23 protein-coding genes are annotated in these 24557 nt (G+C 69.2%); 20 read left to right on the top strand and 3 right to left on the bottom strand.

Translation table 11 applies throughout. The annotated features are described in order from the left end of the window. The first annotated feature begins 268 nt into the window (after positions 1-268). The 14 genes from ftsZ to ASD30_RS03250 all read left to right on the top strand — a co-directional run bounded on the left by ftsZ (position 269) and on the right by ASD30_RS03250 (position 15195). Positions 269-1552: a cell division protein FtsZ gene (ftsZ, locus tag ASD30_RS03180; RefSeq protein WP_056676805.1), complete on the top strand. Its 1284-nt coding sequence runs from the start codon at positions 269-271 to the stop codon at positions 1550-1552. Then, positions 1549-2307, top strand: coding sequence for a polyphenol oxidase family protein (locus tag ASD30_RS03185; protein ID WP_235530037.1), 759 nt, complete (start codon positions 1549-1551; stop codon positions 2305-2307). Before ftsZ ends, ASD30_RS03185 begins: the two co-directional genes overlap by 4 nt. Next, on the top strand, positions 2304-3011 hold the full coding sequence (locus ASD30_RS03190; protein ID WP_056676810.1) for a YggS family pyridoxal phosphate-dependent enzyme: 708 nt from the start codon (positions 2304-2306) through the stop codon (positions 3009-3011). The genes ASD30_RS03185 and ASD30_RS03190 overlap by 4 nt, the downstream gene beginning before the upstream one ends. Before the next feature lie 55 nt (positions 3012-3066). Continuing rightward, complete coding sequence (locus ASD30_RS03195; RefSeq protein WP_056676813.1) at positions 3067-3546, top strand: cell division protein SepF; 480 nt, start codon at positions 3067-3069, stop codon at positions 3544-3546. Between the two features lie 58 nt (positions 3547-3604). After that, the gene (locus ASD30_RS03200; RefSeq protein WP_056676816.1) at positions 3605-3901 is read left to right on the top strand and encodes a YggT family protein; all 297 of its coding nucleotides are present in this window, start codon (positions 3605-3607) and stop codon (positions 3899-3901) included. Between the two features lie 108 nt (positions 3902-4009). Continuing rightward, positions 4010-4774 (top strand): DivIVA domain-containing protein, encoded by a 765-nt coding sequence (locus tag ASD30_RS03205; protein WP_200949990.1) that lies wholly within the window; start codon positions 4010-4012, stop codon positions 4772-4774. Between the two features lie 218 nt (positions 4775-4992). Continuing rightward, positions 4993-6006, top strand: a complete 1014-nt coding sequence (locus ASD30_RS25900) for a TraR/DksA family transcriptional regulator (protein ID WP_082563522.1) — start codon at positions 4993-4995, stop codon at positions 6004-6006. After that, positions 5979-6533: a signal peptidase II gene (locus ASD30_RS03220; protein ID WP_056676822.1), complete on the top strand. Its 555-nt coding sequence runs from the start codon at positions 5979-5981 to the stop codon at positions 6531-6533. The genes ASD30_RS25900 and ASD30_RS03220 overlap by 28 nt, the downstream gene beginning before the upstream one ends. Next, a complete protein-coding gene (locus ASD30_RS03225) occupies positions 6526-7455 on the top strand; it encodes an RluA family pseudouridine synthase (RefSeq protein WP_056676825.1) in 930 nt (309 codons plus the stop codon). The genes ASD30_RS03220 and ASD30_RS03225 overlap by 8 nt, the downstream gene beginning before the upstream one ends. 61 nt (positions 7456-7516) lie before the next feature. Continuing rightward, on the top strand, positions 7517-8281 hold the full coding sequence (locus ASD30_RS03230; protein ID WP_082563644.1) for an SAM-dependent methyltransferase: 765 nt from the start codon (positions 7517-7519) through the stop codon (positions 8279-8281). A 75-nt stretch (positions 8282-8356) separates the two neighbouring features. Next, positions 8357-9073, top strand: a complete 717-nt coding sequence (locus ASD30_RS27395) for a GNAT family N-acetyltransferase (RefSeq protein WP_056676831.1) — start codon at positions 8357-8359, stop codon at positions 9071-9073. A 194-nt stretch (positions 9074-9267) separates the two neighbouring features. Next, complete coding sequence (gene dnaE / locus ASD30_RS03240; RefSeq protein WP_056676834.1) at positions 9268-12819, top strand: DNA polymerase III subunit alpha; 3552 nt, start codon at positions 9268-9270, stop codon at positions 12817-12819. Then, on the top strand, positions 12809-13312 hold the full coding sequence (locus ASD30_RS03245) for a hypothetical protein (RefSeq protein ID WP_056676837.1): 504 nt from the start codon (positions 12809-12811) through the stop codon (positions 13310-13312). Before dnaE ends, ASD30_RS03245 begins: the two co-directional genes overlap by 11 nt. 50 nt (positions 13313-13362) lie before the next feature. Continuing rightward, on the top strand, positions 13363-15195 hold the full coding sequence (locus ASD30_RS03250) for a DUF3352 domain-containing protein (RefSeq protein ID WP_056676840.1): 1833 nt from the start codon (positions 13363-13365) through the stop codon (positions 15193-15195). Between the two features lie 121 nt (positions 15196-15316). Here the strand turns inward: ASD30_RS03250 and ybaK are convergent, their stop codons facing one another. Then, positions 15317-15805, bottom strand: a complete 489-nt coding sequence (gene ybaK, locus ASD30_RS03255; RefSeq protein ID WP_056676842.1) for a Cys-tRNA(Pro) deacylase — start codon at positions 15803-15805, stop codon at positions 15317-15319. Positions 15806-15818: 13 nt separating this feature from the next. Further along, entirely contained in the window at positions 15819-16496 is a 678-nt protein-coding gene (locus tag ASD30_RS03260) for an LON peptidase substrate-binding domain-containing protein (protein ID WP_056676845.1), read from the bottom strand. A 59-nt stretch (positions 16497-16555) separates the two neighbouring features. Between ASD30_RS03260 and ASD30_RS03265 the strand changes: the two genes are divergently transcribed. The 5 genes from ASD30_RS03265 to hisH are packed head-to-tail and all read left to right on the top strand — an operon-like array spanning position 16556 to position 22196. After that, positions 16556-18415 (top strand): endonuclease/exonuclease/phosphatase family protein, encoded by a 1860-nt coding sequence (locus ASD30_RS03265; RefSeq protein ID WP_162250910.1) that lies wholly within the window; start codon positions 16556-16558, stop codon positions 18413-18415. Between the two features lie 60 nt (positions 18416-18475). Further along, entirely contained in the window at positions 18476-19798 is a 1323-nt protein-coding gene (hisD, locus tag ASD30_RS03270; protein WP_056676851.1) for a histidinol dehydrogenase, read from the top strand. A gap of 5 nt (positions 19799-19803) precedes the next feature. Next, a complete protein-coding gene (locus ASD30_RS03275; protein ID WP_056676855.1) occupies positions 19804-20940 on the top strand; it encodes a histidinol-phosphate transaminase in 1137 nt (378 codons plus the stop codon). Next, complete coding sequence (hisB, locus tag ASD30_RS03280) at positions 20937-21548, top strand: imidazoleglycerol-phosphate dehydratase HisB (protein ID WP_056676858.1); 612 nt, start codon at positions 20937-20939, stop codon at positions 21546-21548. The genes ASD30_RS03275 and hisB overlap by 4 nt, the downstream gene beginning before the upstream one ends. A 3-nt stretch (positions 21549-21551) precedes the next feature. Beyond that, positions 21552-22196 carry an imidazole glycerol phosphate synthase subunit HisH gene (gene hisH, locus ASD30_RS03285; RefSeq protein ID WP_056676861.1) on the top strand — a complete coding sequence of 215 codons (645 nt, stop codon included), beginning with the start codon at positions 21552-21554 and terminating at the stop codon, positions 22194-22196. Here hisH and ASD30_RS03290 read toward each other — a convergent pair. After that, the gene (locus tag ASD30_RS03290) at positions 22188-23207 is read right to left on the bottom strand and encodes an Lrp/AsnC family transcriptional regulator (RefSeq protein ID WP_056676865.1); all 1020 of its coding nucleotides are present in this window, start codon (positions 23205-23207) and stop codon (positions 22188-22190) included. The genes hisH and ASD30_RS03290 overlap by 9 nt on opposite strands. Before the next feature lie 112 nt (positions 23208-23319). Here ASD30_RS03290 and ASD30_RS03295 point away from each other — a divergent pair, with 112 nt between their 5' ends. Next, a complete protein-coding gene (locus ASD30_RS03295) occupies positions 23320-24543 on the top strand; it encodes a M20 metallopeptidase family protein (RefSeq protein ID WP_056676867.1) in 1224 nt (407 codons plus the stop codon). The last annotated feature ends 14 nt before the right edge of the window (positions 24544-24557 follow it).

Consider the following 24557-nt stretch of genomic DNA (forward strand, 5'->3'; position numbering starts at 1 on the left):
CCACGGAAACCTCAGGGAGTCTCGGAAATTTCTGCGTGTCGGGCGTGTCCAGCGTGAATGTCCGCACTGGTCTGCCTACTGTCTTCGACAACGAGAGGTTGACATAACTATAACCCTCCAGTTCAGGGTTAAGGTTTCAGGTCGACTGATCGGAACTTCCCCAACGAGCACCACCGCCAGTCGCAACCCGGCTGGCACAGCACAGACAGGCCCATCGCTCTCACCCGGAGCGGTCGGGCGACACCGATCAGGGAGAGGCACAGCCGCCGTGGCAGCAGCACAGAACTACCTGGCCATCATCAAGGTCGTGGGTATCGGTGGGGGTGGCGTCAACGCCGTCAACCGGATGATCGAGGTCGGCCTCAAGGGCGTCGAGTTCATCGCGATCAACACCGACGCCCAGGCGCTCCTCATGAGCGACGCCGACGTCAAGCTCGACATCGGCCGCGAGCTCACGCGCGGACTCGGAGCCGGCGCGAACCCCGAGGTCGGGGGCAAGGCCGCCGAGGACCACGCCGACGAGATCGAAGAGGTCATCAAGGGCGCCGACATGGTGTTCGTGACCGCTGGCGAAGGTGGTGGCACCGGCACCGGTGGCGCTCCCGTCGTGGCCCGCATCGCGCGCTCACTGGGCGCGCTGACCATCGGTGTCGTGACCCGGCCGTTCTCCTTCGAGGGCCGCCGTCGCGCCAACTCGGCCGAAGAGGGCATCGCGCAGCTGCGCGAAGAGGTCGACACCCTCATCGTCATCCCCAACGACCGGTTGCTCTCCATCAGCGACCGCAACGTCTCCATGCTCGACGCCTTCAAGCAGGCCGACCAGGTGCTGCTGCAGGGTGTCTCGGGCATCACCGACCTGATCACCACGCCCGGCCTGATCAACCTCGACTTCGCCGACGTGAAGTCCGTGATGGCCAACGCCGGCTCCGCCCTGATGGGCATCGGCTCGGCCCGTGGCGAGGACCGCTCGGTCGCCGCTGCCGAGATGGCGGTGTCGAGCCCGCTGCTCGAGGCCAGCATCGACGGCGCCCACGGCGTGCTGCTCTCGATCGCCGGTGGCTCCGACCTCGGCCTCTTCGAGATCAACGAGGCGGCCGCCCTGGTCGCCGAGTCGGTGCACCCCGAGGCCAACATCATCTTCGGTGCCACCATCGACGACGCCCTCGGTGACGAAGTGCGGGTCACGGTGATCGCGGCCGGCTTCGACGGCGGCATGCCGAAGCGCCGTGACGAGGGCACCGTGCTGCGTCGCCAGGAGCCGCCGCAGCAGACCCAGCAGGAGACCCGCAATGCTGCGCAGGCGCTCGCCAACCAGCGCAACGCGCAGCAGGCTCCCCAGCAGCAGTCCCAGCCGAGTCGTCCGGCGGCCCAGCCGGCCGGACAGCCCGCCCAGCGGGCACCCCAGTCCGGTCAGTCGGCGCAGTCCGGTCAGCCTGCCCAGTCGGGTCAGCCCTCGCAGCCGCAGCAGTCGGCTCCGCAGCGCCCGGCCCAGGCTCCGCGCCAGGTGCAGTTCGACGATGACGATCTGGACGTCCCCGACTTCCTGAAGTGATCGAGACAGCACGCGTGTTCGCCTTCCGCGAGTCACGTGGAGGCGAGGCCGGTGGCGCGTCCATCGACCTCGCCTTCACGGACCGCACGCTCGACCTGTCGTTGCCGGCCGCGGGCGACGACGGAGTGGTGGGTGAGGTCGACGAGGCCGCTGCCACGGCACGTCTGGCCACGCTGGCCGGCGAGTTCGCCCCGGGGGAGCACGGCCTGCGCATCGTCGGGCTCCGGCAGGTGCACGGTGCTGAGGTCGCCGTGCTCGATGCGTCGTACGACGGGCGCGAGCTGGTCGCCGACGCAATCGTGACGACCCAGCCAGGCGTCGCACTCCTGGTCCGTGCCGCTGACTGCGTGCCGGTCCTGCTGGCCGACGAGCGTCACACGGTCGTCGGCGCGGTCCACTCCGGCAGGCCCGGACTCGTGGCGGGAGTGGTTCCAGCGGCGGTGCGCGCCATGCGCGACCTGGGCGCCGGGCCGATCGCCGCCTGGATCGGACCCCACGTCTGCGGGAGCTGCTACGAGGTGCCCGGCACGATGCGCGCCGACGTGGCCGCTGTCGTGCCGGAGTCCTGGGCCGAGACCTCGTGGGGCACCCCCGCGCTCGACATCGGGGCCGGTGTCCGGGCCCAGCTCGTCTCCGAGGGTGTGACGATCGTCGACGCCTCGCGCTGCACGCGCGAGGAGGCCGACCTCTGGTCCTACCGCCGCGACGGCGCGGCAGCCGGCCGACTCGGCGGACTGATCAGGATCCGGCCGTGACGGGGGAGCGGGCCGCCGAGCTCGCCGCGAACCTCGCCGCCGTCAACGAGCGCATCGTCGCAGCGTGTCGCACCGCTGGCCGCGACCCCGGCGAGGTCACGCTCACCGTGGTCACCAAGTTCTTCCCGGCCTCCGACGTCGAGCTGCTGGCCGGTCTCGGGGTCACCGACGTCGGCGAGAACCGCCACCAGGAGGCCGAGCAGAAGGTGGCCGACTGTCGTGCCACCGGTCTCCGCTGGCACTACATCGGCGGCCTCCAGTCCAACAAGGCGGCCGCCGTGGCGGCGTACGCCGACGTGGTGGAGTCGGTCGACAGGGCCAAGCTCGTCGGCGGCCTGGCGCGTGGCGCTGCCACCCGCGGACGAGTCCTCGACGTACTGCTCCAGGTCAGCCTCGACCCACCGGGTGAGGCACAGGGCAGGGCGGGTGTCACCGAGGCGGACCTCGGGCCGTTGGCCGACCAGGTGGCCGCCTCCGACGACCTCAACCTGTGCGGCCTGATGGCCGTGGCGCCCCTGGGTGCCGACCCCGAATCGTCCTTCGCCGAACTTGCCGGGATCGCCGAACGATTCCGCCACCAGCACCCGGAGGCCACGCTCCTGTCCGCGGGGATGAGTGGCGACCTGGAAGCAGCGATTCTCCATGGCGCGACACACGTGCGGATTGGCCGCGCGGTGCTCGGTGAGCGCCCGAAGATCAAGTAATGTCCCATCACAACAGCGCTCCTACAGGAGCGCAGGAGTTCCGGAGGAAACACTCATGAGCGGCGCGATGCGCAAGATCGGTGAGTACCTCGGCCTGCTCGAGGACACCGGCCGGTACCCCGACGAAGAAGGCTACGACGAGTACGCCGACGAACCGACCCGTCCCGCGAGGGAAGAGCCCCGCCCGGCCTCGGTGGCCAGCATTTCCGAGCGCCGCCGCCCGCAGGCGGTTCCCACAGCAGGAGTTGTCGCAGAGTTGTCCCGAATCACCACCCTCCACCCGCGCACCTACAACGAGGCGCGCACCATCGGTGAGAACTTCCGCGACGGCGTGCCGGTGATCATGAACCTCTCCGAGATGGACGACACCGACGCCAAGCGCCTGGTCGACTTCGCTGCAGGCCTGGTGTTTGCCACCCGTGGCACCATCGAGCGCGTGACCAGCAAGGTGTTCCTTCTCTCACCGCCCAACGTCACCGTTGCGGCAGAAGACAAGGAACGCATTGCCGAGGGCGGATTCTTCAACCAGAGCTGACCGGGGCTGGAGCCGACCTCACATCCGTGCCGAACTGACACAGAGCTGACCTGAATACATGCGCACCATCGGCTACATCCTCGAGGCGATCCTCTGGTTCTTCCTCGCCCTTCTGTGGATCCGTTTCGTCTTCGACTGGGTGCAGGTCTTCGCTCGTTCCTGGTCTCCGCGAGGGCCCTTGCTGGTCTTCCTCGAGGTCGTCTACAGCATCACTGATCCGCCCATCAAGGCACTGCGGCGCGTCATTCCACCGCTGCGCCTGGGCAGCGTCGCACTCGATCTCAGTTTCCTTCTGGTGCTCGTGGGCACGTACCTTCTTCTACGTCTGAACCAGATGGTGTTCCTCTCGGGTTGAGGTTCCCCAACGGTTCCGACAGGGCTGCCCGTGCAAATTGGGCGCCTAACTGAACTTGCGCCCCAAGCGCTATTGTTCGACAGACAGACTTTCCGTTGACTAGAACGAATGGGTGAGAGCATGCCGCTGACGCCTGAGGACGTGAGCAACAAGCGCTTTACTCCTGTCCGGCTCCGCGAGGGCTACGACATGGGTGAAGTCGACCAGTTCCTCGACGAGGTGGAGGCAGAGCTCGCTCGCCTCACCAAGGAGAACGACGACCTGCGGTCGAAGCTCTCCGCGGCCCAGTCCGGTGCCCCCGTCGCTGTCGCCGCGCCGCCGGCTCCCGTCGAGGAGAAGAAGCCCGAGCCGAAGCCGGAGCCGACCCCGGTTCCCGCAGCTGCTCCGGTTGCTGCCGCTGCCGCGCCCGAGACGATCCGGGTCGAGACGGTTGCGCAGGCTTCCAACGCCGCTGCGCGACTTCTCGAGATCGCCACGCGCAATGCGGACGAGCTCGTCGAGGACGCCAAGAACGAAGCAGACAAGATCGTCGGCGAGGCACGTACCAAGGCCGAGCGCCTCGAGTCGGAGTCGAAGGTCAAGTCCGACCGTCTCGAGTCCGACGCGCGCAGCCGCTCGCAGATGCTCGACTCCGAGACCGCCGAGCGTCGCCAGCAGATGTTCGGTGACCTGGAGAAGGAGCGCGACAAGCTCAACACCGAGGTGGAGAACCTGCGCTCCTTCGAGCGCGAGTACCGCTCCCGCCTCAAGAGCTACTTCACCCAGCAGCTCGAGTCCCTCGACTCGGCTCCTGAGGGTGGCCAGCCGGCCGGCGACACGCCGGCCCAGGCCCCCAAGCGGCTCCGCTCGATCCTCGGCGAGGACGAGGGCTGAGTCCCCGCTAGCGAAGAACTCTCCAACGGCTGGATCCCTCGGGATCCGGCCGTTGGTGTCTCCATGTGGGCACCGCCGGAAGTTCTTCGAGTGGCCGACAAACTTCCGCCGGTACCCACTGTGCGTGGCAGGTTTGAGTAGTGCTCACCGAGTGGACTACCCTCCGACCACTTGACTGTGGCTCCCACCACATCGGCTAGGCCTGAGGAGGCCCACCCATGGCACGCAGCACGAGAAGGTCGTTGGCAGGATCCGCTGCGGCTGCCGCGAAGAAGGTCATCTCCCGCAAGCCCAAGGGCGCCTCGGCCACCGCTGAGCCCGCCAAGAAGTCCGCGCCGGCCAAGAAGGCTTCCTCCAAGCCCACCGCGAAGAAGGCTCCGGCTGCGAAGAAGGCCGTGAAGGCGCCCGCCAAGAAGGCCGCCGCCAGCAAGGCTCCCGCGGCGAAGAAGGCCGTGAAGGCGCCCGCCAAGAAGGCCGCCGCCAAGAAGAGCGCTCCCGCGGTCAAGGCGCCTGCCAAGAAGGCCCCGGCCAAGAAGAGCGCTGCGAAGAAGACCGCGGCTGCGCATTCTGCTGCGAAGAAGGCGCCGACCAAGAAGACTGCTGCCAAGAAGGCCCCCGCGACGCCGGCACCTGCCAAGAAGGCGCCTGCAAAGAAGGGGCCGGCCAAGAAGACTGCTGCCGCCACCAAGGCGCCTGCCAAGAAGACCACGACCTCGAAGACCACGACCAAGAAGGCGGAGCCCGTGAAGAAGGTGGCTGCAGCCACGTCAACGACTGCGAAGAAGACCGTGCCGGCCCAGAAGCGCCCCGCCAAGAAGGCAGCCGCGGCGAAGGGTCGCTCGGCACTGGCCGTGCGCGACGACGAGACCGCCTGGACCAAGGCCGAGCTCAACGAGGTCCTCACCGACCTCAACGAGCACGCCGACCGTCTGCGCGAGGAGCTGCGCGAGCAGGAGGAGGAGCTGGCCGGCCTGATGAGGGACGCCGGCGACGGTGCCGGCCACGACCAGGCCGACATGGGCGCCACCAGCTTCGAGCGCGACCACGAGCTGACTGTCGTCGCCAACGCCCGCGAGATGCTGGCCCAGATCGAGCGGGCCCTGGGACGCATTGACGACGGCACCTACGGCGTCTGTGAGTCGTGCGGCAACCCCATCGGCAAGATGAGGCTGATGGCCTTCCCGCGTGCGACACTGTGCATGTCATGCAAGCAGCGCGAGGAACGTCGCTGAACACCAGCGATACACCGGTCTCCGGAACAGTCGACCACTCCCGTCGTACCCGCTCCCTGCAGATCTTCTGGGGCGTCGGCCTCATCGGTTTCCTGGCCGATCTGCTCAGCAAGAACTGGGCGCTCGAGTCGCTGGAGGGTCGTGGCCGCGTCGACGTGGTCGGTGACCTCTTCGGCTTCCGGCTGACCCGCAACCCCGGCGCCGCGTTCAGCACCGGTACGGCGTTCACCGAGGCGCTGACCGTCTTCGCGATGCTTGCCGTGTGCGTCGTCGTGTTCCTCTCGTTCCGGGTGCGCAGCACCGGCTGGGCGCTCGGGTTCGGCTTCCTGCTCGCCGGCGTGGGCGGCAACCTGGCCGACCGGCTGACCCGCGACCCCGGCGTCATGCGCGGGCACGTCATCGACTTCCTCGAGCTGCCGCACTGGCCGATCTTCAACGTCGCCGACATCCTGATCAACCTCGCTGCGCTCACCATCATCGTGATGTCCATCCGCGGCCGACGCCTCGACGGAACCACGCATGACTGAGCACCGCACTGTCCTGGTCCCCGAGGGCCTGGCCGGCGAACGCGTCGACACCGCCATCGCGCGCATGTTCGGCGTCTCGCGCACCCGCGCCGCCGAGCTGATCTTCGAGGGCAACGTGCAGGTCGACGGCGGCGAGGTCGGCAAGTCCGATCGGGTCCACCCGGGCGCCATGCTCGACGTGACCTTCCCCCGGCGTGCGGACCCTCTCCAGATCAAGGCCGAGATCGTCGAGGGCATCAAGATCATCCACGACGACGACGCCATCGTGGTGATCGACAAGCCCGTCGGAGTGGCCGTGCACCCGAGCCCCGGCTGGTCGGGCCCGACGGTGGTCGGCCACCTGGCCGGCGCCGGCTACCGGATCGCCACCAGTGGCGCGTCCGAACGCCAGGGCATCGTGCAGCGCCTCGACGTCGGTACGTCGGGGGTCATGGTGATCTGCAAGTCGGAGCACGCCTACTCGGTGCTCAAGAACGCCTTCCGCCGCCGTACGGTCGACAAGACGTACCACGCGCTGGTGCAGGGCCACCCCGATCCACTGACCGGCACCATCGACGCACCCATCGGACGGCACCCGAAGTCCGACTGGAAGTTCGCGGTGATGGCCGACGGCAAGCACAGCGTCACCCACTACGAGCTCCTCGAGGCGCACCGCTTCGCCAGCCTGATGGAGATCCACCTCGAGACCGGCCGCACCCACCAGATCCGGGTGCACATGTCGGCGCTCAAGCACCCCTGCGTCGGCGACATCACCTACGGGGCGGACCCGGTGCTCGCCAAGCGTGTGGGTCTCGAACGCCAGTGGCTGCACGCCGTCAAGCTCGGCTTCGAGCACCCGGAGTCCGGCGACTACGTGACCTACGAGTCCGAGTACCCCGACGACCTGGCCGCCGCGCTCGAGGTCATCCGGGGCGCACACTGAGTCCTCGGGCACGACAAAACCCGGTGACGCACCCGCACGCCGGGTGGCACAGTGCGCGGCGATGACTCTCGAACTCGATGCACCCCACGTTGACCTGACCTTCCTGACCGCCCTCTCGGAGGAGCGAGCCGAGCGCCTGGTGGCCTTCCTCGCCGCCGGCCTCGACGGCACTGTCGCCGACATCGGCTGCGGCTGGGCCGAGCTCCTGCTGCGCACCCTGGAGGCGGCTCCAGGTGCCAACGGCATCGGCGTCGACCTCGACGCCGCCTCGATCGCTCACGGTGTCGAGCTCGCCGCGAAGCGCGGGCTGGCCGACCGCGTCGAGCTGGTGGCCGGCGACGCGAAGAAGGCCCTGCCGCCGCGCGCCGACGCGGTGATCTGCATCGGCGCGAGCCAGATCTGGGGACCGCCTGTCGAGGAAGACCAGCCCCTCGACCACCGATCGGCGCTGCGGGCCCTGCGTGCGCTGCTGGAGCCGGGTGGGCGCGCGGTGTACGGCGAGGGCATCTGGTCCACCACACCCACCGAGGCGGCGATCGCTCCGCTCGCGGGTCGCCTCGACGAGTTCGTGAAGCTGGGCGACCTGCTCGAGATCGCGGTCGAGGAGGGCTTCATGCCCGTGCAGGTCCACGAGGCGAACCAGGACGAGTTCGACGAGTTCGAGTCCGGCTACTCGGCCTGCTACGCCCGCTGGCTGGCCACGCATCCCGCCGACCATCCCGACGCGGCCGGCGTACGCGAGCAGGCGGCGGCCCAGCGCGCGGCGTACTACGGGGGCTACCGGGGCGTCCTCGGGTTGGCCTACCTGGCCCTCGTCGCGGTGTGACCGCCTTCATCAGTGACCAGTTCGACCAGTGACCGTGCTCCGGACCGGCGCTGCCGACCCTGCGAGGATGGACGCATGTCCTCCGAGCTCACCCTGAGGCCGGCGACCGGCGACGACCTGCCCGACATCGCGCAGCTGTACCTCCGGGTGCGCGAGGCAGCGGTGCCGGCCATGCCCCCGATCGTGCACAGTGCCGACTCGGTCGTCGCCTGGGTCACCGGATGGGACCTCTCCGAACGCGACGTGTGGGTGGCCGAGCAGGACGAGCTCCTCGGGTTCAGCACCCTGACCCCCACCTGGCTCGACTCGTTGTACGTCGACCCGGGGACACAGCGCTCCGGCGTCGGCACCGCCCTCCTCGACGTGGCCAAGGGCCTGCGGCCCGACGGGTTCGCGCTGTGGGTCTTCGAGAGCAACGAGCCGGCCCGCGCGTTCTACCGCCGGCACGGCCTGGTGGAGCTGGAGGGCACGGACGGATCGGCGAACGAGGAGCGCTCGCCGGACCTGCGCATGGCCTGGTTGGGCAACGATCCGCTCGACTTCCTGAGGCGCCAAATCGATGAGGTCGACCACGACCTTGGCCTGCTGCTGGCCCGCCGGGCGGCGCTGACCTCCGCCGTCCAGGACCACAAGCCGGTCGGTGGGGCAGCCGGACGCGACCCTGTGCGCGAGCATGCGATCGCCGAGGCCGTGGCCCTTCAGGCGCCCGCACTCGGGGTGGACCGGGTGGCCCGGATCGTGGACTCGATCATCACCGAGTCCCTGGACGCGCACGAGCGATCCCGCGGCTGAGTCCGCGCAATCAGCGACTGTCCGTGCGCCCTGTCAGAATGCCTTCAACGGGTCACGTAGTCTGGCGTCCTTCCCCCGGCCCTCGAACAGATGCTGTGAACAAGCTCTGTGAAGAGGCGCCGTGATCGCCGCCGGGCTGCTGCCTCGGCCCGTTCGACCCTGCCCATTGCTGACTGTTGGGAGACGCTCCACCGATGACGTCCGACTCCTTCGTGCACCTGCACGTGCACACCGAGTACTCCATGCTCGACGGAGCCGCGCGACTCGGTGACATGGCGGAGCGGACCGCCGAGCTCGGTATGCCGGCGATCGCGATGACCGACCACGGCAACGTCTACGGCGCCTACGACTTCTACCGCAAGGCCAAGGCCGCCGGGGTCAAGCCGATCATCGGCATGGAGGCCTATTTCACCCCCAACATCTCGCGCTTCGAGCGCAAGGGCATCAACTTCTACGACGGCGGCTCCGACGACGTCTCGGCGCGCGGTGCCTACACGCACATGACGCTGCTCTCCGAGACCACCGAGGGCATGCACAACCTCTTCCGGCTCTCCACCGGCTCGTGGCGCGACGGGTTCTTCAAGCAGCCGCGCGCCGACCGCGAGCTCCTGCAGCAGCACGGCAAGGGCCTGATCGGCACGACCGGCTGTCCGTCCGGCGAGGTGCAGGTGCACCTGCGCTACGGCAAGTACGACGAGGCCCGCAAGGTCGCCGGGGAGTTCCAGGACATCCTCGGCAAGGAGAACTACTTCCTCGAGCTGATGGACCACGGCCTCTCCATCGAGAACCGCGTCCGCGACGGGCTGCTCAAGCTGGCCAAGGACCTCCAGATCCCGCTGCTGGCCACCAACGACTCCCACTACGTGCGCAAGGAAGACGCGAAGAGCCAGGAGCACCTGCTCTGCATCAACTCCGGGTCCACGATGACCATCCCGGCCGGCGACGGCCCGGGCCAGCGCTTCGCGTTCAGCGGCGACGGCTACTACATCAAGTCCCCGGCCGAGATGCGCGAGCTCTGGGAGGGCAAGTACCAACTCCGTGAGGCCTGCGACAACACCCTGCTGATCGCCGAGCGGTGCAACGTCGAGTTCACCGAGGGCAACGGCACGTTCATGCCGCGCTTCCCCTGCCCGCCCGGAGAGAACGAGGACTCCTGGCTGGTCAAGGAGGTCGAGACCGGCCTGCAGTTCCGCTACCCGAACGGCATCCCCGACGACGTCCGCAAGCAGGCCGAGTTCGAGCTCGGCGTCATCACGCAGATGGGGTTCCCGGGCTACTTCCTCGTCGTCGCCGACTTCATCAACTGGGCCAAGGACAACGGCATCCGGGTCGGTCCGGGCCGTGGCTCGGGTGCCGGCTCGATGGTCGCCTACGCGATGCGCATCACCGACCTCGACCCGCTCAAGCACGGCCTGATCTTCGAGCGCTTCCTCAACCCCGACCGCGTCTCGATGCCCGACTTCGACATCGACTTCGACGAACGTCGTCGCGGTGAGGTGATCAAGTACGTCACCGAGAAGTACGGCGACGACCGGGTCTCCTACATCATCACCTACGGCACCATCAAGGCGAAGCAGGCCGTCAAGGACTCCTCACGCATCCTCGGCTACCCGTTCGCGATGGGCGACCGCATCACCAAGGCCATGCCGGCCGCGGTGATGGGCAAGGACGTCCCGCTCCAGGACATCTTCAAGCCCGACCACAAGCGCTACGGCGAGGGCGGCGAGTTCCGCGCACTCTACGACGGCGACAACGACGTCAAGACGGTCGTCGACACGGCCATCGGCATCGAGGGTCTGAAGCGGCAGTGGGGCGTGCACGCGGCCGGCGTGATCATGTCGAGCGAACCCCTCCTCGACATCATCCCGATGCTCAAGCGCCCCGCCGACGGCGCGATGATCACTCAGTTCGACTACCCGACGTGCGAGGCGCTGGGCCTGATCAAGATGGACTTCCTGGGGTTGCGCAACCTCACGGTCCTCGACGACTGCGTCAAGAACATCAAGGCCAACCGCGACGAGGACGTCGTGCTCGAAGACCTCGAGCTGACCGACCCGGCCACCTACGAGCTGCTCCAGCGTGGCGACACCCTCGGCGTCTTCCAGCTCGACGGCGGGCCGATGCGCGCCCTCCTGCGGTCCATGCGACCCGACACGTTCGAGGACATCTCGGCCGTGGGCGCGCTCTACCGCCCCGGCCCGATGGGTGCCGACTCCCACAACAAGTACGCCCGCCGCAAGACCGGCCGCGAGCCGGTCGAGGCGCTCCACCCCGAGCTGGCCGAGGCCCTCGAGGACGTGCTCGGCGAGACCTACGGCCTGATCGTCTATCAGGAGCAGGTCATGGCGATCGCCCAGAAGCTCGCGGGCTACACGCTGGGCCAGGCCGACATCCTCCGCCGGGCGATGGGCAAGAAGAAGAAGGAGGAGCTGGACAAGCAGTTCGCCGGCTTCTCCGCGGGCATGACCGAGCGCGGCTACAGCCACGGGGCGATCAAGGCCCTGTGGGACACCCTGCTGCCGTTCTCCGACTACGCGTTCAACAAGGCCCACTCGGCGGCGTACGGCGTGGTCTCCTACTACACCGCGTTCCTCAAGGCGAACTACCCGGCCGAATACATGGCCGCCCTCCTGACGTCCGTCAAGGACGACAAGGACAAGATGGCGATCTACCTCAACGAGTGCCGGCGGATGAAGATCCAGGTGCTGCCGCCCGACGTCAACGAGTCCGCCTCCAACTTCACCCCGGTCGGCAACGACATCCGCTTCGGCCTGACCGCCGTCCGCAACGTCGGCAACAACGTGGTCGACGGCATCGTGGCGGGCCGCGAGGAGAAGGGCCGCTACACCGACTTCAACGACTTCATGGAGAAGGTCCCGGCGCTGGTCTGCAACAAGCGGGTCATCGAGTCGCTGGTCAAGGCCGGCGCGTTCGACGAGATGAAGCACAAGCGGCGCGCGCTGGTCGCGATCCACGAGACCGCCGTCGACCAGTACGTCGACATCAAGCGCAACGAGGCGATCGGGCAGGACTCCCTCTTCGGGGGCCTCGACGACGACGCCGGCGGCGGGTTCGGCATCTCGGTGACGATCCCCGACATCGACGACTGGGACAAGATGACGCTGCTCAGCCACGAGCGGGACATGCTGGGCCTCTACGTCTCCGACCACCCGCTGCTCGGCCTCGAGCACGTGCTCTCCCAGGGCACCGACTGCACGATCGGCCAGCTGATGCTCGACGAGGAGCGTCAGGACGGGTCGCCGATCACGGTGTCCGGCCTGATCACCTCGGTGCAGCGCAAGATCACCAAGCGTGGCGACACCTGGGCGATGGTCACCCTGGAGGACCTCGACGGCGCCATCGACGTGCTGCTCTTCCCGAGCTCCTACCAGCTCGCCTCGACGTACCTCACCGAAGACGCGATCATCACCGTCAAGGGGCGACTGTCGCGGCAGAAGGACCAGCCCGAGATCCACGGTCAGGAGGTCACGCTCCCCGACCTGAGCGACGGCCCCAGCGGGCCCGTGGTGATCAGCCTGCCGGCGACCCGCTGCACCGCACCCGTGGTCGAGCAGCTCAAGGAGGTGCTGGCCACCCACCCCGGCATGTCCGAGGTGCAGCTCAAGCTGCTGGCGCGGGCCTCGACGACCGTGATGCGGCTCGACGACCGGTTGCGGGTCACTCCCAACTCCGCGTTGTTCGCCGACCTCAAGCAGCTCCTCGGGCCGGGTTGCCTTGGCCAGTGAGCGCAAGGCCCTGATCCGGGACGCCCTGGTGATCGTGGCCGTCTTCGTCGTCGCCGGCGCCGTCGGCGGCTGGTTCTGGCACCACCTGTGGGCGCCGGCCCCCAAGGGCTTCGCGCTCGAGGGTGTCCCGCACTTCGAGGACGACGCCGACTTCCGCGGCACCGGCCTCTATGTCGCGATCGCCGCGGGCCTCGGCCTGGTCATCGGGATCGTGGTCAGCTTCGTCTTCGAGCGCGACGAGCTGGTCACCCTCGGCTCTGTGGTCGTGGGCGCGCTGCTGGGCGGCGTGGTGCTGCTGGCGGTCGGCCAGGCCCTCGGTCCCGACTCCGCCATCGAGGCCGCGAAGCACACCAAGGACTGGGATCCGGTGACCGGTGACCTGCACGCCTCGTGGCTGCCGGTGCTGGTGTCCTGCCCGGGTGGTGCGCTGCTCGGCACGGTGGTCGTCCTGACTTGTTTCAATCGCAGGCGTGAAACGGAACCAAGCGGGTAGGGTCACCGTCTGATTCGACGTGATGCCAGACGAGAAGATGGGGGAGTCACGTGACTTCTGAGTTTCCCACCGGTGGGCGACCGGACCCGAGCCAGGACCCGTACGGCCAGCCGGGCTTCGGCGGCCAGCAGCCAGTGCCGTCCTACGGCCAGGGCCAGCCGCCGTACGCCGGTCAGCCCGGCCCCTATCCGTCGAACCAGCCCTACGGCCAGCAGCCCCCGCAGCAGGGGGCCGGCCCGGTCTACGAGCAGATGAGCACCGGCTCGGGCGCACCCGTGCCGCCGGGACCGCCGTCCGGCAAGCGCGGGCGCAAGGGCCTGGTGATCGGCCTGGTCGCCGGTGCCGCCGTCCTCGCCGGGGGCGGGGTCTGGGCCTGGCAGGCGTTCATGTCGCAGGGCCCGCAGCCGGCCGAGGCGCTCCCCGACGACACGCTGGCCTACATCTCCGTCGACCTCGACCCCTCGGGCGAGCAGAAGATCGAGGCGCTCAAGGCGCTGCGCAAGTTCCCCGCGTTCAAGGAGAACGTCGGCCTCGACACCGATGACGACGTACGCAAGAAGATCTTCGAGGAGATCCAGAACTCCGGTGCCTGCAAGGAGCTCGACTACAAGGACGACATCGAGCCGTGGCTCGGTGACCGGGCCGCCCTGGCGGTCGTCGACCAGGGTCACGAATACCCCGACCCGGTGTTCGTGGTGCAGGTCAAGGACCAGGACGAGGCCGAGGACGGCCTGAACAAGCTGGTCAACTGCGGCAACGAGATGACCGGTGAGAGCGAGGACATCGGCGGCTACGCCTTCAACGGCGACTGGGTGATCCTGGCCGAGACCGAGAAGATCGCCGAGAAGGTCGTCTCCGACGCCAAGGACGCCAGCCTCGACGAGGACGGCGACTACAAGAAGTGGACCAAGGCCGCCGGCGACCCCGGTGTGATGAACTTCTACGCCTCCGCCGAGGGCGGTGACGCGCTGGCCGAGCACGCCGACGAGCTCTTCGGGGCCGGTGAGGCCATGGCTTCCTCCGACGGCACCGGGACTGACGAGGCGCTGCCCGACGCGGTGTCCACGGAGGCCACCGACGAGCTCACCGCCGCTCTCAAGGACTTCGAGGGTGGCGCCGGCACCGTGCGCTTCGACGACGGCAACCTCGAGGTCGAGTTCGCCACCGGCCAGCTGAACACCTCGACCAGCAAGATGATCAGCGGCGACCGCGGCGACGACACGCTCTCCACCCTGCCGGCCAGCACGGCGGTGGCACTCGGTGCCGGGTTCGAGGACGGCTGGGGCGACGTACTCCTCGAGCAGCTCAAGCCGCTCATCGAGAGCGAGTCCGGCATGTCGTACGACGAAGCCATCGCCGACCTCGAGTCCGAGACCGGCCTGAGTGTGCCCGACGACGTCGAGGTCCTGCTCGGCGAGTCATTCGTGGTGGCCCTCGACAGCAACTTCGATGCGAACCAGGTCGAGAGCATGGGCCCCGAGGGGCTCCCCGTCGCGGTGAAGGTCAAGGGTGACGCCGACAAGATCGAGGCGGTCCTGGACAAGATCCGTGCCCAGCTCGGCACCGATTCCGACGTGATCAGCTCCACCGCCAAGGACGGCTACGTCGTGGTCGGCCCGAGCCAGGACTACATCGACAAGGTGTCCGAAGAGGGCGACCTCGGTGACGACAAGACCTTCAAGTCCGTTGTGCCGCACGCCGAGGACGCCTCGGCGATCCTCTATGCCAACTTCGACGCCGGAGACTGGCTCACCGAGGCGCTCGAGGCCGCGGGGGCGCCGCACGAGGTGCTCGAGAACGCGGAGCCGCTCGAGGCCTTCGGCTTCAGCTCCTGGACCGACGGCGACGAGGTGCACACCCTGCTCACCGTCACCACCGAGTGACCCCACCAACCTGCAGTTCTTGATGCGCGAACCGCGTGCTCTTGATGCGCGAACCGGCAATTCTTGATTTCCGCACCGCAAGGATTGCCGGTTCGGCGCGCAAGAACTGCAGGCTCGTGGGTCAGCGGGCGATGGGCGCCACGCTGGCCGGGACCACCCGGACCAGGTCGGCGGGCGTCAGCTCGAGGTCGAGGCCACGCCGGCCACCGGACACGAAGACGGTCTCGTGGGCCAGGGCCGACTCGTCGATGACGGTGGTGTGGGGGCGCTTCTGGCCGACGGGAGAGATGCCACCGACCACGTAGCCGGTGGCCCGCTCGGCCACTGCCTGGTCGGCCATCGCCGCCTTGCCGGCGCCGACCGCGCGGGCCAGCGCCTTGAGGTCGAGCTGCGCGGTCACCGGGACGATGCCGACGACCAGCACCCCGTCGGCGGTGGCCAGCAGCGTCTTGAAGACTCGTTCGGGCGGTACGCCGAGTGCCTCCGCGGCCTCGAGTCCGTAGCTGGCCGCGCGGGGGTCGTGGGTGTAGGGGTGCACCGTGAACGCGATGCCGGCGGCGGTCAGGGCCACCGTGGCCGGCGTACCACCGGCTGTTTTCCTCTTCGCCATCGTCAGCGGGCGCTCAGTTCGGTGACCAGCCGGTGCGCGCCACCTCGGTGGCGGGCAGGGAGGGGAGGGCGATCATGGCGGAGATCTCCTCGCGCATCAGGTCGATGAGCATCGCCAGCCGCAGCGTCGTCGGCTCGGCCTCGAGCAGCAGCTGGCGATCGCGGAGGGTGAGCAGGCAGGTGCCGGCCAGGCTCCAGGAGAGGTACGCCGGGTCGCGCGGCAGGTCGCCGGTGAGGACGTCCTCGCCGCGGATCTGCGACAGCACCCCGCGGTAGTCCTCGAACGTGTTGCGGGCCAGCTCGGTGATCGTGTGGTTGGCGTCCTCGTGGTCGTCGTCGGGCTCGTCGAGGAGCGCGACATGGCCGGCCAGGAACTCGCCGCCGGTCTCGAGGGACTCCAGCCGGAGTCGCCCGCGGCCGACCGCGACGATGTCGAAGGTGCCGTCCTTGTGGGACTGGACCTCGGTCAGCTGCAGCACGCAACCGATGCGGTGAAGGGACTGGCCGCCGCGATCGCCGACCTCGTAGCCCTCCCGGATCGCCACCGACCCGAACAGCCGCTCCTTCGGGTCGTCGATGCGCAGCAGCTCGTGGACCAGTGCGCGGTAGCGGTCCTCGAAGACCCGCAACGGCACCGAGAGGCCCGGGAACAGCACCGTGTTCAGCGGGAACAGCGGCATCGTCGCGGTCATTCCTTCACACTATCGGCTTGCTCCGGATGCGGGCAGGATGTCCTCGACGAGGAGGTCGGATGAGACGAGTGCTGTGCGTGGCGGTCGGCGTCTGGCTGCTCGTCGACGTGCTCCGGGTGTGGACACCGTCATTGATCACGATCTTCGGGCAGGCCGCCTCGACGCCGGCCGAGCTGATGGGTGCGTTCGCCCTGGCCGTGGTCGTGGCCGGGTGCCTCCCGCTGCTCGTGGTCCGGTTCACGGCTGTGCCCGAGCCCACCATGGCCGCAATCATGCTGGTCTGTGTCCTCCTCAGCCGGGTGGCCCTGCAGGTCGTCGGCGGCGGTCAGCCCCAGCTGTGGTGCGCGTCGATCGGCGTTGCCTGCGCGGTTGCCTGGTGCTGCCTGGCCACCCGGGTCCTCGGCGACGCGGTCGTCGAGGGGTACGCCGCCGGGCTGGCGTTGGCCGCGGCCACGCACGCCGCCCTCGGCTCCTGGGGTGCGGTGTGGCGTGACGACGTCTGGGGGTGGGGCCTGTTGCTCGTGCAGGTGGTCCTCGTCGTGGGGGTCCTGCCGGGGCAGCCGGAGCCGCGGTCCGCCCCGCGCATGCTTGCCTTCGCCCTGCTGCCGACGTACCTCCTGGCCGGCACGTGGGCCGCGAACCCGGCACGAGCGTCATCGACCGATCAGGGCTGGGGGCCGGTGCTGGTCGTGGTGGGCGCAGTGGCCGCGCTCGTGCTCGTTCGCCTCGATCGACCCCCGCGTGGGCTCACGCTGGGTGCCGGCGTCGTCCTGACCGGTGCGACGGCGGCGGTGATGATGCCCGACGCGTCTTCGTTGTGGACGCTGCCTGCGTTCGTGCTCGGGATGCCCGCCCTGGTCGTGGTGCTGGGCGCGCTGGCGGAGTCGCCGCCTGCTGGCAGTGAGGTTGCACCGGTGTTCACCGCGGCCGGCGGAGCGGTGCTGTGGGTTGCCCTGTTCTTCGCCTACTACGCCGGCTACGACCTCGGCTACCGGGCCGATCTGCTGCTCGTCCTGCTGGCGGCTGCGCTGGCTGCGGCCGCGGTGCGCGTCACGCTGCGTTCGCAGGGGCCCGCACCCGGGCCCGGCTTCCGGCTCGCTGTCGGTCGCACCGGGGGAGTGCTGGTGGCCATCGGTCTCGTCGCCGTACTCGCCGCGGGTCTGGGGCCGCGCGCGACCGTGTCGCAGGTCGAGGCGACCAGCGACGACCACGAGGGGCTGCGCGTCGTGGCGTGGAACCTTCGGATGGGCTACGGCATGGACGGCACCTTCGAACCACGCAAGGTGGCCGAGCTGATCGCCGACCTGCACCCCGACGTCGTGCTGCTCAGCGAGATCGACCGCGCCTGGCTGCTCAACGGCGGGCAGGACCAGCTGGCGATCCTGGCCCGCCTGCTCGGCATGGACGCGTACTTCGGCCCGGCAGCCGACCCGGTGTGGGGCGACGCAGTGCTCACCGACCTGCCGGTGTCCGGTGTGGACGCGCACCCGCTGCCGTCGTACGACGCGGTGACGGGCGCGCAGGCCCTGGCGGTCACGGTGACCCTCGACGGGCTGGCGTACGACGTGATCTCCACGCACGTGCAGCCGCACGACAGCGACGGTGACGGGTCCCTGGAGCAGGCCCGTGACATCGCCCGGTTCGCCGTCGAGCGTGCGAAGGCCGGGAACCCGGTGATCGTGGCGGGCGACTTCAACCTGCAGCCAGGCGACCCGTCGTGGCAGGCGCTGCTCGACAGCGGACTGCGCGACGCACTCGGGGAGGAACGTCCGGTGCTGACCTCACCGGCCGATGACCCCGACGAGCAGATCGACCACGTCTTCGCCACCGTCGACCTGGTGGCGGACACTCCACGTGCCGTGCCGTCGGAACTCTCCGACCACCTGCCGGTCACGGTGACGCTCCGCCCCGCCGGGTGAACGGTGTCGCCCACCGAAACCGGTTCGGTGGGAACCAGCGTGACAACTAGACTTGGCCGCATGATCCGCCGTATCGACCTCCGTGGCCGCACCGAGCCCGTCGACTACCGGACCGCAGTTCCGCGGGCCGAGTTCGACGTGGAGGCCGCGCTGCATGTGGTCCGGCCGATCTGCGACGACGTCCGCGACCGTGGTGTCGCAGCGATCACCGACTACTCGCTCAAGTTCGACGGCGTCGAGCAGACCGACATCGTCGTGCCGCCCGAGGCGCTCTCCGAGGCGCTGGCGGCGCTCGACCCGGCGATCCGGGCCGGGCTCGAGGAGTCGATCCGCCGGCTGCGGCTCACTTGCGAGGCCGAGCTCGAGCACGACGTCGTGACCGAGCTGGGCAACGGCGCCACGGTCACCCACCGCATGGTGCCGGTGCAGCGCGTCGGCCTCTACGTGCCCGGCGGTCTCGCGCCCCTGGTCTCGTCGGTGATCATGAACGTCGTTCCCGCCCAGGTGGCCGGGGTCGCGTCGATCGCCCTGACCTCCTCACCCCAGAAGGACCACGGCGGACTGCCGCACCCGACGATCCTCGCCGCGTGCGCGCTGCTCGGCATCGACGAGGTGTACGCCGTCGGCGGTGCCCAGGCGATCGCCATGTTCGCCCACGGCGCCGGTCCGTGCCGCAGGGTCGACCTGGTGACCGGGCCGGGCAACATCTACACGGTCTCCGCCAAGCGGCTCCTCAAGGGCATCGTCGGCATCGACGCCGAGGCCGGCCCCACCGAGATCGCCGTACTCGCCGACGACACCGCCGAGGCGTCGTTCGTCGCGGCCGACCTGATCAGCCAGGCGGAGCACGATCCGCTGGCCGCAGCGGTGCTGGTCACCCCGTCCGAGCGACTGGCCGACGACGTGCTCGCTGAGCTCGACAAGCAGGTCTCGGTCACGCGCCACGTCGAGCGGATCCGCACCTCGCTGGCCGGACAGCAGTCCGGCATCGTGCTGGTCGACGACCTCGAGCAGGGCCTCGAGGTGGTCAACGCCTACGCGGCCGAGCACCTCGAGATCCAGACCGCTGACGCGGCCGCGCTGGCGGCCCGTGTCTTCAACGCCGGTGCGATCTTCGTCGGGTCCTACGCACCCGTCTCGCTGGGCGACTACTGCGCGGGGTCCAACCACGTGCTGCCTACGGCGGGCTGTGCCTGCCACTCCTCGGGCCTGTCCGTGCGCGCGTTCCTCAAGGCGGTGCACGTCGTCGACTACTCGCGCGACGCGCTGGCCGAGGTGGCTGACCACGTGGTCACCCTCGCCTCGGCCGAAGACCTCCCGGGCCACGGTGCCGCCGTGAGCGTGCGCTTCGCCACGGACCCCACGCGCGACCAGGACGCGTGAGACGGATGAGCGCCAGAGAGTCCGCGAGCGCGCCGTCACTGTGGCCGCCGCTGCGCGAGGAGCTGCGCGGCATCGAGCCGTACGGCGCACCACAGCTCGACGTCCCGGTCCAGCTCAACGTCAATGAGAACCCCTACGGTCCCTCGCCGGAGGCCGTGGCCGACATCGCATCGTCGGTCGCAGCCGCTGCCTCGACGCTGAACCGCTACCCCGACCGGGAGTTCACCGAGCTGCGTACGGCGCTCGCGGCGTACCTCAACACCGACGGTGGGCAGGGCGTCACACCCGACCAGGTGTGGGCGGCCAACGGGTCCAACGAGGTGATGCTCCAGCTCCTGCAGGCCTTCGGTGGTCCGGGGCGTACGGCGCTGAGCTTCGCCCCGACGTACTCCATGTATCCGGAGTATGCCCGCGACGCCATGACCGGCTGGGTGGTCGGGCGCCGCGAGACCGACTTCTCCCTCGACCTCGACGCCGCGCGTGACCTGGTGCTGGAGCACCGGCCCCATGTCGTACTCCTGCCGTCGCCGAACAACCCGACCGGTACGGCGTTGCCGCCCGAGGCGGTCTCGCTCCTGTGTGAGGCGGCGGCCAATGATGAGCACTGTGGCGTCGTGGTCGTCGACGAGGCGTACGGCGAGTTCCGTCGCGCGGGCACCCCGAGTGCCCTGGAGCTGCTGCCCGAGCACCGCAACCTGGTCGTGTCGCGCACGATGAGCAAGGCGTTCGCGTTGGCCGGTGCCCGGCTGGGCTACTTCGCCGCCGCGCCGGAGATCTGCGACGCGGTGCGGGTGGTGCGCCTGCCGTACCACCTCTCCGCGGTCACCCAGGCGACCGCGCTGGCCGCCCTGCGCCACGCACCCGAGCTGCTCGGACGCGTCGACGAGCTGCGTCGTGAACGCGACGAGACCGTAGGCTGGCTCCGCGAGCAGGGCCTCGAGGTGGCTGAGAGCGACGCGAACTTCGCGTTGTTCGGCACCTTCGACGACCGGCACGCGGTGTGGCAGGCGCTGCTCGAGAAGGGCGTGCTGATCCGCGAGACGGGCCCCGACGGCTGGTTGCGGGTCTCGATCGGCACCGCAGACGAGATGACGGTTTTCAAGAACGCACTGACCGAGGTCATGAAGGAGATCCAGGGATGAGCAGGACCGCACGGATCGACCGTGAGACCAAGGAGTCCAAGATCCACGTCGAGCTCGACCTCGACGGATCGGGCAAGAGCCAGGTCTCCACGGGCATCGGCTTCTACGACCACATGCTCACCGCGTTCGCGCGGCACTCCCTGGTCGACCTCGTCGTGCACGCCAGCGGAGACACGCACATCGACTCCCACCACACCGTCGAGGACACCGCGATCGTGCTCGGCCAGGCGATCCGTGAGGCTCTCGGCGACAAGGCCGGCATCCGCCGCTTCGGCGACGCCACGGTGCCCCTCGACGAGGCGCTGGTGCAGGCGGTCGTCGACGTGTCGGGCCGGCCCTACTGCGTGCACACCGGCGAGCCCGAGGGCCAGGAGCACGTGATGCTGGGCAACCCGTCCGGCAACTTCTACCTCGGCTCGCTGACCCGTCACGTGTTCGAGTCCCTGTCGTTCCACGCGCACATCGCCCTGCACGTGCGCGTCCTGGCCGGCCGCGAACCCCACCACATCGTCGAGACCCAGTTCAAGGCGTTCGCCCGCGCGTTCCGCGACGCGATCGCTCTCGACCCGCGCGAGTCCGGGGTCCCGTCGACCAAGGGCACTCTCTGATCCATGAAGAATGTCGTCGTCCTTGACTACGGGTCAGGGAACCTCCGGTCGGCGGTGCGTGCGCTCGAGCGCGCCGGTGCCTCCGTCACGCTGACCGCCGATCGCACGGCTGCCCAGGACGCCGACGGGCTCCTGGTTCCCGGTGTCGGTGCGTACGCCGCGTGCATGGCCGGACTGCGTGCGGTCAAGGGCCATGAGGTGATCGGCCGACGCCTGTCGGGAGGACGCCCGGTGCTCGGCATCTGCGTCGGCATGCAGATCCTGTTCTCCCGCGGTGTCGAGCACGGTGTCGAGACCGAAGGCTGTGACGAGTGGCCCGGTGTCGTGGAGCGGCTGCAGGCTCCCGTCGTACCGCACATGGGTTGGAACACCGTCGACGTCCCCGAGGACTCGGAGCTGTTTGCCGGGGTCGAGGACCAGCGCTTCTACTTCGTGCACTCCTACGGCGTCCGTGACTGGACGCTGGTCACGAACAACCGCACGCGCGCCCCCAAGGTGACCTGGGCGGAGACTGGTTCGATCTCTGGTGGCGGCGACCGGTTCGTCGCCGCCGTGGAGAACGGCCCGTTGAGCGCCACCCAGTTCCATCCGGAGAAGTCCGGCGACGCCGGCGCGCAGCTGCTGCGCAACTGGGTGCAGTCACTCTGAACTGAGGGCGCTCGGTACGACGACCTCGCCCGTTGCCCGGCCGTTCTCGCCCACCAGCCAACCCATGCGCTTGAGAGTGCGGAGGTTGACCACGCTCTCCACGACGTTCAGCCACGGCAGCTTCTCGCTCACGAGTCGCTCCACGCGCAGGAGATCCGTCAGCGAGCGGGTCCACACGGTGATCAGCATGTTGGTCTCGCCGGTCGTCGTCACGCACAGTCGTAGCTCGGGCAAGGTGGCCAGCGCCGCCAGCGTGCGGTCCCATTCGGTCGTCGGCACGCGCGCCAGCCAGTCGCAGTGGATCGGCCAGTACGACGTCTCGCGGGCCACCTCGCATCGGAAGGACAGAGCGCCGGACGCGATCACTTTGGCAAGTTGGCGACGTACTGTCGCGGGGTTGCGACCGGTGACTCTGGCCAACTCGGCCGCAGTTGCCCTCCCGTCCTTCGCCAACTCCTCGACGAGTGGCCCCGAGCCGGCCGGCAACGGAGTGACGGTGGTCGGACGGGTGGCCCGACCGATCTTCTCCAGCGCCGTGCGCTGGCCCGGAGCGAGCGCGTCGAGCCGCCAGTCGTTGCCCTGACGGTGGACTCCCGTCGCGAGACGGGTGCGTTGGCGTTGGACTCCGGGTCGGTGCGCCAGCTCGTCGAGCAGGAAATGCGTCAGTGACGGCAGATCGGGCGTCATCACGGTCACGACGAAGTCGCGACCGCGTGCCGACTGGTCGATCGTGACCGCGCGGGGATCGCGGCAGAGCCAGGCCAGGACCTCGTCCGTCGCGCCCGGTTCGCAGTCGACCTCGACGAAGCCGAGCCCGACGGTCTCCCCACGCGCCGACGGGTGCGCCGTCACCCAGGCGAGGCCCCGCGATCGGAGTCGGTCCCAGCGCTGAGCGAGTGTGGTCGCCGTCGTCCCGAGCACACCCGCGACCTCGGTCCACGTGGCTCGTGGCGCGATCTGGAGAGCGTGGATGAGGACGAGGTCGGATTCCTCGAGGACGGGCTCTTGCACGGAATCTCTCAAGTCTCAGGCAAATCTGCACGATTCCTTGAGAAATCATGCATCGGATGGCCATCTTTGCACACTGGTGAGCGCCAAGAGACCCCCATCACATGGAGTCCGGATGAACCTGCTCGACGACGCCCGTGGGCTCGCGCCTGACCTGCGCCAGTTGCGTCACGACCTCCACCGCGAGCCCGAGGTCGGTCTCGACCTGCCACGCACGCAGGAGCGCGTTCTCGGTGCACTCGCCGGCCTGCCGCTCGAGGTCAGCACCGGAACGGACACCACCTCGGTCACTGCGGTGCTCCGCGGGACGGCTGACGTCGCGACGCCCGACGAGCGCCCAGTGGTTCTCCTGCGTGCCGACATGGACGGCCTGCCGGTGCAGGAGCGCACCGGCCTCGACTACGCCTCGCGGGTCGACGGCGTCATGCACGCCTGCGGCCACGACCTGCACACCTCGATGCTGGTCGGGGCAGCCCGGCTCCTCTCCGCACACCGCGAACGTCTTGTGGGCGACGTCGTCCTGATGTTCCAGCCGGGGGAGGAGGGCTGGGACGGCGCGAGCGTGATGATCAGCGAGGGCGTGATGGAGGCCGCCGGCCGACCCGTCGACGCAGCGTACGGCCTGCACGTCTTCTCCTCGGTCCGGCAGCACGCCGAGTTCGTCACCCGCCGCGGCACCATGCTGGCAGCCTCGGATGCCCTGCACGTCACCGTGCACGGCGCGGGTGGCCACGGCTCGACGCCGCACCTCGCCAAGGACCCGGTGACCGCGGTGGCGGAGATGGTCACGGCCCTGCAGACCATGGTCACCCGGCAGTTCGACGTGTTCGACCCGGTCGTGGTCACGGTCGGCAGCCTGCACGCCGGCACCCGTCGCAACGTCATCCCTGACACCGCGACGTTCGAGGCGACGGTGCGCACGTTCTCGGCCGAGGCACGCGACAAGGTCGCGGCTGCGGCTCCTCGCCTCCTGCGCGGCATCGCCGCCGCACACGGAGTGGACGTGATGGTCGACTACACCGCGGAGTATCCGCTGACCGTCAACGACGTCGACGAGACCGACTTCGCCGCCCACACCATCGCTGAGCTCTTCGGCGGTGAGCGGCACGCGGACCTGGTCCATCCGTTCAACGGCTCCGAGGACTTCTCCAGGGTCCTGGACCTGGTCCCCGGAAGCTTCGTGGGCCTGGGCGCCGTACCGGTCGGCGTCGACCCCGCCACCGCGCCCTTCAACCACAGCCCCTACGCGGAGTACGACGATGCCGTGCTCGCCGACGGCACCGCCCTGTACGCCGAGCTGGCGCAGCGCCGCCTTGCCCTCCCCGCCACCCACAACTGAGCCCGACGGAGATC

The sequence above is a fragment of the Nocardioides sp. Root140 genome (assembly GCF_001426745.1).
In the GTDB taxonomy this organism is placed as follows: domain Bacteria; phylum Actinomycetota; class Actinomycetes; order Propionibacteriales; family Nocardioidaceae; genus Nocardioides.

What these genes read in the sequence shown, in the direction of transcription:
- ASD30_RS03195 (WP_056676813.1), top strand. Translation starts at nt 3,067, where the DNA reads ATGAGCGGCGCGATGCGCAAGATCGGTGAGTACCTCGGCCTGCTCGAG.
- ASD30_RS03295 (WP_056676867.1), top strand. Translation starts at nt 23,320, where the DNA reads ATGAACCTGCTCGACGACGCCCGTGGGCTCGCGCCTGACCTGCGCCAG.
- ybaK (WP_056676842.1), bottom strand. Translation starts at nt 15,805, where the DNA reads ATGGCGAAGAGGAAAACAGCCGGTGGTACGCCGGCCACGGTGGCCCTG.
- ASD30_RS03220 (WP_056676822.1), top strand. Translation starts at nt 5,979, where the DNA reads ATGCAAGCAGCGCGAGGAACGTCGCTGAACACCAGCGATACACCGGTC.
- ASD30_RS03260 (WP_056676845.1), bottom strand. Translation starts at nt 16,496, where the DNA reads ATGACCGCGACGATGCCGCTGTTCCCGCTGAACACGGTGCTGTTCCCG.
- ASD30_RS03205 (WP_200949990.1), top strand. Translation starts at nt 4,010, where the DNA reads ATGGGTGAGAGCATGCCGCTGACGCCTGAGGACGTGAGCAACAAGCGC.
- hisH (WP_056676861.1), top strand. Translation starts at nt 21,552, where the DNA reads ATGAAGAATGTCGTCGTCCTTGACTACGGGTCAGGGAACCTCCGGTCG.
- ASD30_RS03225 (WP_056676825.1), top strand. Translation starts at nt 6,526, where the DNA reads ATGACTGAGCACCGCACTGTCCTGGTCCCCGAGGGCCTGGCCGGCGAA.
- hisB (WP_056676858.1), top strand. Translation starts at nt 20,937, where the DNA reads ATGAGCAGGACCGCACGGATCGACCGTGAGACCAAGGAGTCCAAGATC.
- ASD30_RS03200 (WP_056676816.1), top strand. Translation starts at nt 3,605, where the DNA reads ATGCGCACCATCGGCTACATCCTCGAGGCGATCCTCTGGTTCTTCCTC.
- dnaE (WP_056676834.1), top strand. Translation starts at nt 9,268, where the DNA reads ATGACGTCCGACTCCTTCGTGCACCTGCACGTGCACACCGAGTACTCC.
- ASD30_RS03265 (WP_162250910.1), top strand. Translation starts at nt 16,556, where the DNA reads ATGAGACGAGTGCTGTGCGTGGCGGTCGGCGTCTGGCTGCTCGTCGAC.
- ASD30_RS03275 (WP_056676855.1), top strand. Translation starts at nt 19,804, where the DNA reads ATGAGCGCCAGAGAGTCCGCGAGCGCGCCGTCACTGTGGCCGCCGCTG.
- ASD30_RS25900 (WP_082563522.1), top strand. Translation starts at nt 4,993, where the DNA reads ATGGCACGCAGCACGAGAAGGTCGTTGGCAGGATCCGCTGCGGCTGCC.
- hisD (WP_056676851.1), top strand. Translation starts at nt 18,476, where the DNA reads ATGATCCGCCGTATCGACCTCCGTGGCCGCACCGAGCCCGTCGACTAC.
- ASD30_RS03230 (WP_082563644.1), top strand. Translation starts at nt 7,517, where the DNA reads ATGACTCTCGAACTCGATGCACCCCACGTTGACCTGACCTTCCTGACC.
- ASD30_RS27395 (WP_056676831.1), top strand. Translation starts at nt 8,357, where the DNA reads ATGTCCTCCGAGCTCACCCTGAGGCCGGCGACCGGCGACGACCTGCCC.